The organism is Streptosporangium sp. NPDC053982 (assembly GCF_055585205.1).
This window is the reverse complement of sequence record NZ_JBVJKQ010000001.1, coordinates 352,153-366,456: the sequence shown is the minus strand read 5'-3', so window position 1 is coordinate 366,456 and position 14,304 is coordinate 352,153. Positions and strand designations below refer to the sequence as shown.

The following is a 14,304-nucleotide window of genomic DNA, read 5'->3' as shown; positions in this document are numbered from 1 at the left end:
TCCTCGGCCCGCTGGCCGGAGCCGACTCGCGCGACGGCCGTGACTGGCAGCCCACCACGGCCTTCGCGGACCGCCTCCCGGCCAGAACGCTCAGAACGAGCGGAAGTCGCGCGCGGCGAGCCGCGGCCCGCGAGCGGGCGGCCGCTCACCGCACAGCGCCAGCAGCCGGCTGACCCGGTGCCGGTGGCCCCGGTAGGGGGCCAGCAGCCGCAGCATCCCCGCGTCGTCGGTCCGCTCCCGCGCCAGCGACCAGCCGACCAGCGACGGCAGGTGGAAGTCGCCCACCGACACCGCGTCCGCGTCACCGTGCGAGCGCTGCCGCACCTCCGCGGACGTCCACACCCCCACCCCGGGCAGCGCCCGCAGCAGCCGGTCGGCCCCGGCACTGTCCGAGACCGCCTCCAGCTTGGCGGCGTGCCACGCGGCGTTCGCGATCGTCCGCGCCCGTACGGCCTCGGCCCCCGCCCGGTGCCAGTCCCACGAGGGGATCGACCGCCACACCTCGGGGGCGGGGAAGACCCGCATCCCCTCGGGCGCGGGGCCCGGGGCGGGCTCGCCGTACCGGTGCAGCAGCCACCGCCACGCCCGCCACGCCTCGGCCGTCACGACCTTCTGCTCCAGTACGGCGGGCACCAGCGCCTCCAGCACCCGGAACGTGCGCCCGATCCGCAGTCCCGCGTGCCGTCCGGCGGCGACGCGGACCACCTCGTGCGCCGGGACGAGCCCCTCGGGGTCGTCGCCGTCGCCGAGCAGCGCCGGCAGGGTCGAAAGCAGCCATCCGGCCCCCGCTCCCCACGCGGCGCCGCTGACCCGGCCGTGCCGCAGCGAGACCCGGAGGGTGCCGGGCCCGTCGGGGGTACGGGACGTCCGCCAGACCGCCCCGTCGGGGGTCATCCGCCAGGCGGGGTCACCGGCGCCCCGCCGGTGCGGCGCCAGGGTCAGCTCCAGGTCCAGCGGCCGGTCCAGCGGCCACTCACGCCGCTTCGGCCCGCCGCCCGCCGCCGGCCCGGTCCGGACCGGAGCCCCGGTCCCGGAGGGCCGGAGCGCGTCGCCGGCCGGGGCGGGCACCTCGCCAGGAGCCTCCACTGGCCGGACGGCCGCCCCGGAGCCGCCCGCGCCGCGCGGCGGCCAGGCCGAGCCGGGACCCCTGCGGAAACGCCCTCCCATGCCGCTTCCCGCCGCTGCCCGTGGACCGGGTCAGACGTCGCTGGAGAAGCGGACGGCGCACTCCGGCAGCACCACGCCCGGCCAGAGGCGGCTGCCCGTCAGAAGCTCGTTGCCGGGGCCGACCACCGCGCCGTCGCCGATCACCGCTCCCCGCAGGACCGCGCCCGGGAAGATCTCGGCGCCGATCCCGATCACCGAGTCGACCACCGTCGCCCCCTCGTGGACCACGCACTCGTCGCTCAGCACGCTGCCGGAAACCTGCGCGCCGGACTCCACGACCGCGCGGGCGCCCACCGTCGAGCCGCCCTCGACCTTCGCCTCGGGCGAGATCACCGCGCCGGGCAGGGCGAGGAACTCACCGGTGGGACCGGGCAGGGCCGGCGAGTGGAGGCGGCCGAGGACCAGGTCGCGTGAGCCCTTGACGAACGCGGCGGGCGTGCCCACGTCGAGCCAGTAGGAGGCGTCGGCGTACCCGAGCACCGGAGCGCCCGACTCGATCATCGAGGGGAAGGTCTCCCGCTCGACCGAGACGACCTCGCCGGCCGGAATCGTGTCGATCACCGACCGGGTGAAGACGTAGCAGCCGGCGTTGATCCGGTTGGTGACCGGGTTGGGGGTCTTCTCCAGGAAGGCGGTCACCCGGCCCTCGTCGTCGGTCGGCACACACCCGAAGCGCGTCGGGTCGTCCACCTCGGTCAGGTGCAGGGTGACGGCGGCCTGCCGCTCAACGTGCAGGGCGACCTGCGCGCCGATGTCGTGGCCGGACAGGATGTCGCCGTTGAGCACCAGCACCGGCGCGTCGGGGCCGCAGGTCAGCGCCTCGGCGGCGTTGCGGATCGCGCCGCCGGTGCCGAGCGGCGTCTCCTCGGTCATGTACTCCAGTGAGAGGCCGAACGCCGAACCGTCCCCGAACGCCTCGGAGAACATCTCCGCCCGGTAGGAGGTGGCGAACACGATGCGCCGCACGCCGAACGACCGGGCCCGCGAGAGCTGGTGCGCGAGAAAGGGAACCCCCGCCGTGGGCAGCAGCGGCTTGGGCGTGCCGAGGGTCAGCGGACGGAGGCGCGTGCCCTGTCCACCGACAAGGAGGATCGCCTCAAGATCCGGCAAAGGGGTTTCCATCATCCCGCGAGGTTAGCTCACTATTCGGCCGCGCGCCGATACGACACGACATGCGCCTCGGCGGAGGCCTCCCAGGTGAACTCCCTGGCACGGGCCGGTCCGGCCGCCGAGAGCGCCCGGCGGCGCTCCCCGGAGGCCAGCAGCGCGCGCAGCGCCTCGCCGATGCTGACGTCGTCCGGCTCCGTGTAGGCTACCGCGTCGCCTCCCACCTCCGGCAGCGAGGTGCGGTGCGTGGTGAGCACCGGGGCGCCGCAGGCCATCGCCTCCAGCACCGGCAGGCCGAAGCCCTCGCCCCGGGAGGGGAAGGCCGCCACCGCCGCCCCGCCGAAGAAGCCGCACAGGTCGGTGAAGGCGAGATACCCCGGCATCAGCACCCGCAGGCGCGACGGCGCCTCGCGCACCGCGTCCTCCACGCCGGAGTCGCGGGCGCCGGCCGCGCCCCCGGCCAGCACCAGCGCGGGGGGCGAGGGCAGGTCGCCGACGGCGCGGACGAAGCCGCGGACGAGGTTCGGGACGTTCTTGCGCGGCTCCAGCGGGCCGAGGAAGGCCACGTAGGGGGTGCCGTGCAGGCCGAGCCGGTCGGCGGCGTGCCTGACCTCCCGTGCGGACGGCGGGTGGAAGAGGGCGGGGTCCACGCCGTGGTAGGCGACGTCGATCCGGGTCGGGTCGGCCGCCAGCACCCGGACCAGCTCGTCCCTCGTCGCCTTGGAGGGCACGATCACCCGCGCGGCGTGCCGTACGGCCGTGCGGGTCGCCGAGCGGAAGAAGGACGCCTTGAACGGGTCGTGCTGGGCGGGCTCGGTGAAGCAGGTGACGTCGTGGACGGTCACCACGGTCGGCAGGCCCGAGCGCAGCGGCATCGAGTAGTAAGGAGCGTGGATCACCGTGGCGCCGACCTGCCGGGCCAGGAACGGCAGCCCGGTCTGCTCCCACGCCAGCCTGGCCGCGCGGTTGGCGATCCGCAGCGGGCCGGTGAGGATCCGCGCCGACGGGGCGAGCGCGGCGTACCGCTCGCCGTCGGCGCGCTGGCAGACGATCGCGAGGTCCGCGCCGCCCCGGTCGAGCGCCGCGACCAGCCCGTCGACGTATCTGATCAGTGCGCCGCGATCCGCAGGGACCGCGGCCGCGTCCACAAGCACCCGGAACGTCACCGAGGATCACTCCCCCCAACGGGTTCGGTGGGATGCGCGCGGAAGGGCCGCCCCTCTCCAGTCCCTCACTCTATTGCCAGAGCCTCGGGAAACGTGCGACGAATCACACGAGTCCTCCCCGTGCGGCTCACCCGGATCCTCCCGTACGGCCCACCCGCGCTCACCCGGCTCGGACGGTTCCTCCCTGCCCGGCCCACCCGGGTCCCATACGGCTCAGGCGGGTTCTTCCCGGGCGGCGTCGTGCGGGGAGGGCACCTCGCGCCGCGCCGCCAGCCCCGCCGCCCCCGCGCAGACGAGGTCGCCGATGATGATCACGACCCGGGAGCAGAGCGCCACCGCGATGGCCGACCCCCGGTCCAGGACCGGCGCCATGACGGCCACCATCGCCACCTCGCGCACCCCCGCGCCGGCCGGGACCACGAACGTCATGATGCCCAGGCACCACGACAGCGCGAACGCCCCGATGGAGAACAGCACCGCCGGGATCCCGGAGGGGCCGAGCTGCGTCACGAGCACCGCCAGGTGCAGGCCGTAGGCGACCCAGCCGAGCGTCGCCCAGCCCAGCGCGGTGAGCATGCCCCGGCGGGTGAGCGGGCGCTCCAGCGGCCCGCGGCCCAGCTTGCGCAGCCCGAACCCGAGGACCGCGTTGACCACGCGCGGCTCGAACGCCACCGCCAGCACCGGCACCAGCAGGAACACCCAGGCGTACGGCATCGCCGCCCCCGGCAGGGCGACCAGCAGCGTCACCGCCGAGACGACCAGCCCGCTGGCCAGTTGCACCGGCAGCGTCAGGAAGAACGCCGCCGCGCTGCGCGGCCGGGGCACGCCCAGCTCCCGGCCCATCTCCATCTGCGCGAGCACCGGCCACAGCGAGCCGGGGATGTACTTGCCGAGCTGACCGACGAAGAAGACCTTCGCCCCGGCGCGCACCGGCAGCGGCGAGCCGAGGTCGGCCAGCAGCGCCCGCCACGTCATCATGCCGCCGCCCAGCGCCGCGACCACCGCGACCAGCGACAGCACGAGCGACGGCCAGGACAGGCGCGCGAAGCCGGCGCTGATCTCCGTCCACTGCTTCGCCACCGCCCACGCCCCGAACCCCAGGGCGACGAGCAGGAACGCGACGCGGACCAGCCTGCGCAGCGGCCTGGCCCGCCCGGCGGGCCTGACGGCGTCCTCTTCCCCGCGGCCCTCGGGCCTCTCCGTCGGCATGCGGCCTCCCCCGGCCGTCACGGCCCGGCCACGGGACTCGCAGGGTCCCCCGTGGGACTCACGGGGTTTCCCATGGGGCTCACCGGGTGGCCACCGGGTCGGGCGGCTGGGGCAGCGACGGCCCGGCCGGGCGGCGGCCGCCCTTGGTCGCCACCCACAGGTAGGTCGGCACCACCGGCAGCAGCGCCCGCAGGACGGGGCGGGGCAGCCGGGACAGCACGGCGGTGGCCGCGCGGCCCGCGACGCCCGGGAACAGCTCCGACCCGGCGAAGGCGGCGGGGGTGGCGAGCACCGGGAAGGTGTAGTCCCACACCGTGAACCCCCGGACCATCCTCCGCAGGCCGCGGCGGGTGCGGTAGCGCTCGTAGTAGCTGTCGGCCCGGCCGGAGAGGCGCACGTAGCGGTCGGCCAGCGCCGGCGGCAGGTAGGACAGGAACGGCAGCTTGTAGTGCGGCTCCATCACCCCGAGCCGGTTGCCCAGCCCGAGGTACAGGACGCCGCCGTCGGCCAGCACCCGGTGCATCTCGGCCATGATCGCGTCAGGGTCGACGACGTGCTCGTAGATGTGGTTGAACACCAGCACGTCGACCGAGGAGTCGGGGAACGGCAGCGCGGTGCCGTCGGCGCACACGAACCGGACCCGGTCGCCGAACCGCTGCGCCGCCCGGCGCAGGCCGGGCACGTCGATGTCGACGCCGAAGGTGCGGCGCGCGCCCGCGGAGGCCAGCTCATCGGCGATGAACCCGGCGGAGCAGCCGATGTCGGCGACGGTCAGCCCTTCGAGGACCTCCTTGTCGCGGCCGAGGAAGTGGCCCAGCACCGCCACGATCTTCGCGGCCTTGCGGCGGCGCTTCTCCTCATCCAGCATCGCCGCCTGGAACTCGGAGTACTCGAGCTGGGCCTGACGCTCCCCGCTCGCCCCGCCTCCCGGCCTCCCGCTCGCCTCTCCGCTCACAGAGTCGTCCACCGCTTCCCACTCGCCCCGCGCCGTCACCCGGCGCGCCCGGCCCGTCGTCCGTCGGCGTCCGTCGCCTTCAGCCGCCCGGCGGCGCGTCCGACTCCTCGTCCGTCCCCGCCCGCCGGCGGCCGTCGTCTCCGGTCGCCCGGCGGCGCGTTCTCGTCCGCGCCGCCATGCCGCCCAAGCGTACCGGCGCGCCCACTGCCTACCGCCCGGTACGGTCCCGGCCGTACTGTGTGCGCATGCTCCACCGAATCCGGACAAGCCGCCTGCTGCGGGTCCTTCTCGCCCTCGTCGCCGTCGGTTTCCTCGGCTACGGCCTGGCCCGGAACTGGGACGACACCCGCCGCGCGCTGACGGAGCTGTCGTGGTGGTCGGTCGCCGGGGCCTGGGCGTCGGTGATGGCCGGGGCGGGCTGCATGCTCGTCGCCTGGCAGCGGGTGGTCGCCGGGCTCGGCTCGCCGCTGCCGATGCGCGTGGCCGCGCGCGTGCTGTTCGTGGGGCAGCTCGGCAAGTACGTCCCCGGGTCCGTCTGGGCCTACGCGGCGATGATGGAGCTGGGCCGCGACCACGGCTGCCCGCCCCGGCGCACCTTCAGCGCCACCTCGATGGCCCTGCTGGTCTCGCTGGGCTGCGCGGTCGGCCTCGCCGCCGCCACGCTGCCGTTCACCGCCCGGTCGATGGCCGGGCGGACGTGGTATCTCGTCCTGATCATCCCGGTGATCGCGGTCTGCCTGCACCCGAAGGTCCTCACCTGGGGGCTGAACCTCGCGCTGCGGATCGCCCGCCGGGAGCCGGTCGAGCGGGTCCTGCCCGGCCGCGCCCTGCTCTCGGCCCTCGGCTGGACCCTCCTCGGCTGGCTGCTGTACGGCCTGCACGCCTGGCTCGTCCTGGGCGACCTGACCGGCGACTTCTCCCTCTACGCGCTCGGAGCCGGGGCCTACGCCGCCGCCTGGGCCACCGGACTGCTGATCGCGGTCGTCCCGGCGGGGGTGGGCGTGCGCGAGGCCGCGATGGCCGCGGCCCTCATGTCGGGGCTGAGCCAGGACACAGGCGGCCTGACGTCGGCGCGGACGGTCGCCGTCGTCGCCGTCGTCGCCCTCGTCTCCCGGCTGGCCTTCACCCTCACCGACCTGGCCTGGGCCGGGATCGGCTGGCTGCTCGGCCGCCGGGCGCGGGCTCAGGCCCCGGCGGAGACCAGCGCGTCGGCGTACGCCGCCCAGTAGGGATCGGGGTCGACGGCCTTGACCCCGGCGCGCAGCCGCTCGGGCTCGCCCGGCCGGTAGAACCTCTCCAGCGCCGCGCGCAGCGCCTCCACCGACCCCGGCTCGACGAGCAGGCCGTCCACACCGTCGGTGACGTGGTCGGCGAGCGTGCCGACCCGGGTGGCGATCACCGGCACCCCCAGCTCGTGGCCGAGCCACACCTGCTGGCTGGCCGTACCGCCGCGGTAGGGCAGGACCAGCGCGTCCACGTCGGCGAACAGCGCCGGGAGGTCCTCGTCGGCGACGTAACCGGGCCGCAGCTCCACCCGGGTGGTCAGCCCCAGCTCGCTGACGAGCGCCTCGATCTTCTCGCGGACCCCCCAGAACTCCCCGGCCACCCGCAGCGACACGCCCTCGGGCAGCGCGCGGATCAGCAGGTCGAGCCCCTTGTACGGCCGGACCAGGCCGAAGAAAAGCAACCGGTTCGAGACACCCTCGACGTGGCCGCTCTCACGAAGCCCCCGCGGCAGGTGCGGCGCCATCTCGGCGACCTTCACCGGGGCGGACGTCAGCCCGCGGGCCAGCCCGGCCTGCTTCTCCGAGTGCGTCAGCACGCCGTCCACCCGGCGCAGCAGCGCCCGCACCAGCGGCTCGTCGTACGGCTTGCGCTCGTGCGGCAGCACGTTGTGGCACAGCGCCACCACCCGGGTGCGCCGCCGCAGGCCGGACAGGATGCCGAGGTAGGGCGGCACCTGCACCGAGCTGAGCAGCACCAGGATCACCAGGTCGGCGCCCGCGAGGCGGCGTCCGGCGCGGAACCAGCCGTCGGGCCGCCGCCAGTCGAGGTCGCGGCGGACGTTCGGGAACGGCCGCTCGTCCGGGGTGTCCACGGTCTGCTGCCCGGGGTAGAGGAACGACGGGTACTGCGCCCGCCACGTCTCGACCACCACGTCGTGCCCGGCGTCGCGCAGCCGGTGCGCCAGCTCGGCGGTGTGCGCGGCGCCGCCGCCCTTGTACGGGTGGACCGGCCCGACGATCGCGATGCGCATCTACTCGCTCCTGGACCGAACGATGAGGTCCGCCAGCAGCGCCAGCGAGCCGATGAGCAACCCGGAGATGAAGATCACGATGGTGTTGCTGGCGAGGTAGAAGGGGTGAAGGACGTTGTCGTAGATCCCCTTGACGATACCGATGCAGACCAGCCAGATGGCCGGCGGCATCAGGACCTTCAGCGGGTTGAAGTACATCACCATCCGCAGCACCTGCAGGATGTAGCGGTAGGCGTCGGAGATGAAACTGAACTTCGACTTCCCGGCCCGCTTGCTGTACTCGATCGGCAGGTAGTAGACGTCGTGCTGGTTCGACAGGAACGACAGCGTGATCGTGGTGACGCAGGAGAACCCGGGCGGCAGCAGCCGCAGGTAGGGCCTGGCGACCGACTTGCGGAACGCCCGCAACCCCGAGTTGAGGTCGGGGATCCGCTGCCCCGCCAGCCGCTCGGCCACCTTGCGGATGAACCACTTGGCCGGCACCCGCAGGAACTTGTGCGAGCCCTCCTCGGTGGTCCGGGCGCCCACGACCTGGTCGATCGTGGGGTCCTTCTCCAGGAGCTGGACCAGCTCGGGGATCCGCTCGTTGGGGTAGGTCATGTCGGCGTCGGTCCACACGACGATCTCGCCGCGGGCCTCCTGGGTGCCGATCCTGCGGACCGTGCCCGACCCGCCGTTGCGGTGGAACGCCCTGATCCGCATGTTCGGGAACCGCGGCGCGGCCTCCTGGAGCCTGGCCAGGGTCTGGTCGGTGGAGCAGTCGTCGACGGCCACGAGCTCGTAGGTGTAACCGCTGGCGTCCATGGCGGCGCAGATGCGCTCGACCTCGTCGATGACGTGGTCCTGCTCGTTGTAACAGGGCAGAACGATCGTCACGTACGGCGTTGCGTCCACGGCTGGTCCACTCTCGGAGGTCGTCTCGGGCGTACTCACGTCCGGCGAGGATACTCAGCCTAGCCGAGCCCCGTGGCACATCACCCGACCCGGGCACCTCCCGAAGGGACCGCCCCCGGGCCTCCGGGGGAGGTCACACCGCGGATGACGGGCGAGGACACCCACTCCGCCGAGCGATCCGGCCACGCGGAAACGCCGCTCGTCAGCCTTGCGGCTCCTCGTCGGCGTGGGACGCCCAGGCGGGATCCCCGCTGGAGACGTATCCCACGGCGGGCACGGCCGCCTTCACACCCGCGAGAGGAAGGATCACGGCGATCGGTTCGCCGTGATCGATGATGGTCAGCGCTTCCCCGGCTTTCACCCGTGCGAGAAGCCGACCGGCCCCTTGGATGAGATCACCCGCTTCGACGGGGTGATCCGCAGGCCGGGGTTCGCTCATGCGAGGACTGTACGCCTCGGACGGTCACGGAAGCAGGCGAACGCTCCGGCGCTCAGCCGTTGTCCGTCGGTTCGGCCTTGAGGACGCCCGGCAGTTTCCCGATCGTCTCCGCCAGCGCTTCAGCGCCGCGCGGATCGGTGAGCTTGACGTAGTACTGCTCGGAGAATCCCGCCGGGTCCAACCGCCTGCCGGGCCGCAGGAAGCCGGTCAGGGCGAACGACGTGACCCGCGCGGCGTGCTCGGCGTCCTCCAGGTAGAGGCGTTCGACTCCCCTGGCGCCCGCCGCCTCGGCCTCGATCATCCTTCTCTCCTCTGGGGTGGCCGGGCCGCGGCCCTCGCAGGCCTCCGTGTCCCCCACGGGACCGCAGAGGTCGATACGGAGATCGGCCTTGTCCTCCCAGAAGTCGCGCCCCCGGACGACGACGTTGCTCGTCCCCGCCTGCGGTTTCCTCTGGAACGCGGACTTGAACGGCATGATGTCGGCCCGGCGCCGCAACGTGCCCCCGAACGACTCGGGCATGTCCTCGACCCTGATCGCGGAGAGCAGGGTCTCGTTGTCGGCGTTCACCCTGCGGAACAGCTCCCACGCCTCCCGCCGGGACTCGAACCGCACCGTCGCCACCCCGGGCATGGCCTTCAGCCTCGCCCGCAGCGCGCGTTTCTGCTTCCCCGTGGTCGCCCGCTTGTGGCAGCTGGCGAAGACGCTGTCGTCCTCGCACAGGAAGACGGTGAACTCCCCGCCCTCGGGCCAGGGGCCGTCCGGCGGCGGGAGCACGTTCACCGCCGCGGGCCGGGGGCCGTCCCCCGGGAGAGGAGCCGCGGCCCCCGCCGTACCGAGCATCGTCGCGACGGCCACCGCGACCAGCGGCAGGGAGTGTGAGCGCATGGAGCCGACTATGACGATCTTCACGGATCCGGTCAATCCGTTTGGTCCCACCGGTCGGGGCCGAGGGTTCAGGGCTCGGCGGGAGGGTTCTCGGCGGGGACGGTCATCCAGGCGTCGATGGCGGTGGACCAGGTGCCGTCCGGGGGGCTGACGAGGGAGCGCTCGTCCTGGCGGGTGCGCAACGCCATCACCTGGACGGGCGTGCCGCCGTACCGGGTGAGCTGGCTCTCCTTGACGGCGAGCAGGACGGGGACGCGGCCGGCGGCGCGGATCCGGGCGGCCAGGCGCAGCGCGTCGGCCTTCCCGGCGACGTCGGAGCCCCACAGCGGGGCGACCCGCCCTGTCGGGACGCCGCAGGTCCCCCGGACCACCTGGGTCAGCCGTTCGGCGGTGACCCGCTCGACGATCAGCACCGAGGCCCGTCCGGGCAGGGCCGCGCACATCGCCTCGACGGCCGCGCGCTCACCCCGCTCGATCGGGGTGAAGGCCGTGCCGATCGAGGTGACGGCGGCGGGGACGACGAGCAGCGCCATGCCCACGGCGGTCAGGTTCCGCTGCGCGGCCGGGCCGTAGCCCATCCGGCGGATCTTGTCGCGCGTCCAGCGCAGGCCCCACACGGCGAGCAGGATCAGGCCGGGCACGACGACTGGGACCAGCCGCCGGGAGGCCCAGGGGTGGTCGGGGGTGATGGCCGGGCGGTAGAGGGTCGTGACGGTGGTCCAGCCGATCACGGCCAGCGGCAGCAGCCAGCCGAACCCGGTGCCGCGGGCGAGCCTGCGGGCCAGGACGGCCGCGGCCAGCGTGGCGAGCACCACGGCGGGCACCCCGATGTACCACATCACCCAGTGCAGGGAGTCCTCGTAGTACAGGCGGGTGCCGTCCACCGGCAGGCCGTTGGCCCGCTGGGTGGTCCTGATGAACAGGGCGTTCAGCCGGTCGGCCTGCGTGGTCGGCACCCGGGTGACCTGCTGCAGCCAGGGCCGGGCGGCGAAGGCCGCCATCACCGCGACCACCAGGCCGGCGACGATCTCCGGCAGCCACCGCAGCGCCGCGACCCGGCGCAACGCGGCGGCGAGCGGCCGGGCCAGCAGCGCGGCCACGACGGTGAGGGCCACGACCGCGCCGCAGATGAGCAGCAGCGGCGTGAGCGAGCTGGACAGGTATCTCAGGTACGGCCGCGACAGCAGGTAGCCGGCGGCGACCCCCAGCCCGGTGCCCACGACGAGCCCACCGAGCAGCGGGAGGCCGAGCCGTCCCTCGTCGCGCAGGCCGGTCCGGCCCATGGCGATGAGCAGCCCGGCGTAGACGAGCACCGGCAGCACGTCGCGCAGTCCGTCGATCCTGACCAGGACCGCCAGCCCGAACACCAAGCCGGCCAGGGCCGCCCCGATCAGCGCGGCGCGCGGCTGGGCCTCCCGGACCGCTCCGGGCCGCTCGGCGGAGGGCGTGGCGGGCAGGTAGCCGATGCCGGTGACCCCGGCGCGGAGCCTGGTCCGGGCGTCGTGCAGCAGGACGAGGCCGCCGAAGATCAGGATGAGGGACGGGATCTCGCTGAACGTGGTGCGTGCGGTGTAGAGGAAGGGGAGGCTCACCGCGAGCAGCAGCGCCGCGACCGGCGCCCAGCGCCCGCCCGCCAGCCGGGCGGTCAGCCCGGCGACGACCAGCACCGCCAGCGCCCCCAGGACGGGCGGCGCGAGGAGGATCCCGGTCAGGCCGCCCAGCCAGTGGCCGAACGCGTACAGCAGCGGCGGCCCCGGCATGAACTGCGGCACGACCGCGCCGCCCGAGCTGTAGAAGCCCGCGCTGTCGAACAGGAGCGCCGGATCGGGGCCGCCGAGGGCCGCGGCGTCCCGTGGGATCGGCAGCGAGCCGTGGCGGGCCAGCCAGACCGTGGTCTGCGCGTAGGTGGCGGGGTCGCGGCGGACGACGAGCTGCTCGCTGTGGAAGACGGCGTTGAAGACCGCGGAGCCCAGGGCCACCGCGATGACCGCGCCGGTCTGCCGGGCCGTCGCCTCGACCGTCTCGGGCAGGCGTCGCAGGCCGTACCCGCACAGGACGACGGCGGCGAACAGGCCCAGCGGCACCGCGGCGAGCGGCCGGAACCAGCCGAGCAGCAGCAGCGGCAGCCCGGCCAGCAGCCAGCCCGCCAGCACGAGCGCGGGCGCGGCCGACAGCACGGCGAGCACGGTGCCCGCCGAGGGCCGGTGCGCGCGGTCTCGCGGGCCGGCGTCGGCGACCGGCGTCGAGAGTGGTGACGGGCTCATGGCTGGACCCGAGCGTAGTGGCGGCCGGAACCGGCGGCGACGGGCCGCCGGGCCGGGCGTCGTATCCCGAGCCGGGGCGGGCGTCGCGTCCGGTGTCACACCGGCCGCCGGCCCGGGGGTCGCGTCCGGCGTGACACCGGACACGGGGCCGGGTGTCGCGCCGGGCGCGGGGCCCGGGTCGGAGCCGGTAGCGTACGCAGCGCGCGAAGGGGGCTGGACGTGGGCGGGCGGGTGCGGCGATACCGGCGTTTCCTGCGGGAGGCGGGCGGGTGGGCGCGTGGACGGCTCCCGCGCGGCGTGACCCGAGGGGTGCGGCGTCACCGGTGGTTTCTGGGCGTGCTGGGCCTCGGGACCGCCCTGCGGGTGGTCACCGTGCTGGGATACCGGCCCGCGCTGTGGTTCCCCGACTCCTACACCTACGTCGTCACCGCCCTGCGGCCCCGGCCCGACCTGGTCCGGCCGGCCGGATACTCCATGTTCCTGCGGCTGTTCGAGCCCTTCCACAGCTTCGCCCTCGTCGCGTCGGTCCAGCACCTGCTGGGTCTCCTGGTCGGCGTGCTCGTCTACCTCACCGCCCGGCGGCTGGGCGCCCCGGGCTGGGCGGCGGTGCTCGCGTCGGTTCCTCCGCTCCTGGACGCCTACCAGATCGAGCTGGAGCACCTGCTCGTCTCAGACACATTGTTCGCCACTCTGGTCATGTCGGCCGTATGCCTCGCCGTGTCCCGGGCGACCGGACCGGTTCCGTCTGGTTCGTCCGACCTAGGCCGGGGCCCGTCCGGTGCGCGGAGCCGTACGGCGGGCGGGTCCGGCGTGCCGGGGATCCGGGCGGGAGGGCTGGTGGCGGCGGGCGGGATCGGCCTGCTGGTGGCGGCGGCGACGCTGACCAGGACGGTCGGCCTGCCGCTGGTCGCGCTCTTCGCGGCCTGGCTGATCTACCGGGCGCGGGGCCGGGTGCTCACCGCCGGGGTGATGGTCGCCGCGGCGCTGGTGCCGATCGCCGGGTACGGCCTCTGGTTCCACGCCACCTACCAGCGGTTCGGCCTGGTGGGCGCGAACGGCGTCTTCCTGTACGGCAAGACGATGACCTTCGCCGACTGCGCGGTGATGAGGCCGCCGGCCGACCTGGCGGTGCTGTGCGACCCGCGCCCGCCCGCGGAGCGGCCCCCGGCCCAGGAGTACGTCTGGAGCAAGGACTCGCCGCTGGTCAGGCTGCCCGGAATCACCTTCACCGAGGAGAACGAGGCGCTGGCCGGGCGGTTCGCGTCGCTGGCCATCGCCCGCCAGCCGCTCGACTACCTCGGCTCGGTGCTGTCGGAGCTGGCCCGCTCCTTCACCCCGGGCCGCCCGGTCTACCCCGACGCGGAGGTCTACGGCTACTACGAGTTCCCCGCGACGCCGCCCCCGCCCCCGGGCCGTTACCCGGCCACGGTGGGCGCCGAGTTCGCCCGGCGCTACGAGCGGGGGCCGATCGACGTCCGGATCGCCGAGCCGTACGCGGGCTGGATGCGCGCCTACCAGCGCGTCGCCCGGCTGCCCGGCACGGCGGTGCTGGTGATCGTCCTCGTCCCGCCGGTGACGGCGGCGGCGCGGTGGCTGCGGCGGAGGCCGCGGGGCGGTGCGACGGATCCGGGGAGCCCGGCCGGGGGCCGTACCGGGGGGTCGTGGCGGCTGCGACGGGGTCCGGCGGGGCGCTCGTGGCGGCTGCGGCGGGGACCCGTGAAGGCGGCTGGGGAGGCGGCCGGGGCCGGGTCGGCGGTGTGGCCGCTGCCGTGGGCGACGGCGGTGTCGTTGCTGGTCATGCCCCCCGCGGTGGCGGAGTTCGACTACCGCTACGTGCTGCCCGCCGTACCGGCGGCCTGCCTTGCCGCCGCTTTTGTGGCCTCTAAACCTTCGTTACATAACATTCCAAGAAATGTCCGTATCTGAGTATGCTGTCCGCGGATCATTCACGGGGGCTGTC

General features: G+C 74.5%; 12 protein-coding genes. 2 read left to right on the top strand and 10 right to left on the bottom strand.

Annotated elements, in window-relative coordinates:
- Positions 1 to 90 precede the first annotated feature (90 nt).
- The 5 genes from ACZ6W9_RS01645 to ACZ6W9_RS01625 form a co-directional block, all read right to left on the bottom strand.
- Positions 91 to 1,167, bottom strand: a complete 1,077-nt coding sequence (locus ACZ6W9_RS01645; RefSeq protein ID WP_389958708.1) for a DNA-3-methyladenine glycosylase family protein — start codon at positions 1,165 to 1,167, stop codon at positions 91 to 93.
- 30 nt (positions 1,168 to 1,197) lie between these two features.
- Complete coding sequence (gene manB, locus ACZ6W9_RS01640) at positions 1,198 to 2,292, bottom strand: mannose-1-phosphate guanylyltransferase (RefSeq protein ID WP_389958706.1); 1,095 nt, start codon at positions 2,290 to 2,292, stop codon at positions 1,198 to 1,200.
- A gap of 17 nt (positions 2,293 to 2,309) precedes the next feature.
- The gene (locus ACZ6W9_RS01635; protein ID WP_389958703.1) at positions 2,310 to 3,440 is read right to left on the bottom strand and encodes a glycosyltransferase family 4 protein; all 1,131 of its coding nucleotides are present in this window, start codon (positions 3,438 to 3,440) and stop codon (positions 2,310 to 2,312) included.
- A gap of 213 nt (positions 3,441 to 3,653) precedes the next feature.
- Positions 3,654 to 4,649, bottom strand: a complete 996-nt coding sequence (locus ACZ6W9_RS01630; protein ID WP_389958701.1) for a lysylphosphatidylglycerol synthase transmembrane domain-containing protein — start codon at positions 4,647 to 4,649, stop codon at positions 3,654 to 3,656.
- Between the two features lie 79 nt (positions 4,650 to 4,728).
- Positions 4,729 to 5,616: a class I SAM-dependent methyltransferase gene (locus ACZ6W9_RS01625; protein ID WP_470116544.1), complete on the bottom strand. Its 888-nt coding sequence runs from the start codon at positions 5,614 to 5,616 to the stop codon at positions 4,729 to 4,731.
- Between the two features lie 233 nt (positions 5,617 to 5,849).
- On the opposite strand from ACZ6W9_RS01625, the gene ACZ6W9_RS01620 reads away from it, so the two are divergent.
- Entirely contained in the window at positions 5,850 to 6,833 is a 984-nt protein-coding gene (locus ACZ6W9_RS01620) for a lysylphosphatidylglycerol synthase domain-containing protein (RefSeq protein WP_389958695.1), read from the top strand.
- Here ACZ6W9_RS01620 and ACZ6W9_RS01615 read toward each other — a convergent pair.
- The 5 genes from ACZ6W9_RS01615 to ACZ6W9_RS01595 form a co-directional block, all read right to left on the bottom strand.
- Positions 6,788 to 7,861 carry a glycosyltransferase family 4 protein gene (locus tag ACZ6W9_RS01615; RefSeq protein WP_389958692.1) on the bottom strand — a complete coding sequence of 358 codons (1,074 nt, stop codon included), beginning with the start codon at positions 7,859 to 7,861 and terminating at the stop codon, positions 6,788 to 6,790. The genes ACZ6W9_RS01620 and ACZ6W9_RS01615 overlap by 46 nt on opposite strands.
- Positions 7,862 to 8,755: a glycosyltransferase family 2 protein gene (locus ACZ6W9_RS01610; protein WP_389958689.1), complete on the bottom strand. Its 894-nt coding sequence runs from the start codon at positions 8,753 to 8,755 to the stop codon at positions 7,862 to 7,864.
- Positions 8,756 to 8,957: 202 nt separating this feature from the next.
- On the bottom strand, positions 8,958 to 9,194 hold the full coding sequence (locus ACZ6W9_RS01605) for a type II toxin-antitoxin system Phd/YefM family antitoxin (RefSeq protein WP_389958686.1): 237 nt from the start codon (positions 9,192 to 9,194) through the stop codon (positions 8,958 to 8,960).
- A 52-nt stretch (positions 9,195 to 9,246) separates the two neighbouring features.
- Complete coding sequence (locus tag ACZ6W9_RS01600; protein WP_389958683.1) at positions 9,247 to 10,080, bottom strand: permease-like cell division protein FtsX; 834 nt, start codon at positions 10,078 to 10,080, stop codon at positions 9,247 to 9,249.
- 68 nt (positions 10,081 to 10,148) lie between these two features.
- Positions 10,149 to 12,344 (bottom strand): hypothetical protein, encoded by a 2,196-nt coding sequence (locus ACZ6W9_RS01595; RefSeq protein WP_470116543.1) that lies wholly within the window; start codon positions 12,342 to 12,344, stop codon positions 10,149 to 10,151.
- A gap of 336 nt (positions 12,345 to 12,680) precedes the next feature.
- On the opposite strand from ACZ6W9_RS01595, the gene ACZ6W9_RS01590 reads away from it, so the two are divergent.
- Positions 12,681 to 14,270 (top strand): hypothetical protein, encoded by a 1,590-nt coding sequence (locus ACZ6W9_RS01590; protein WP_470116542.1) that lies wholly within the window; start codon positions 12,681 to 12,683, stop codon positions 14,268 to 14,270.
- Positions 14,271 to 14,304 lie beyond the last annotated feature (34 nt).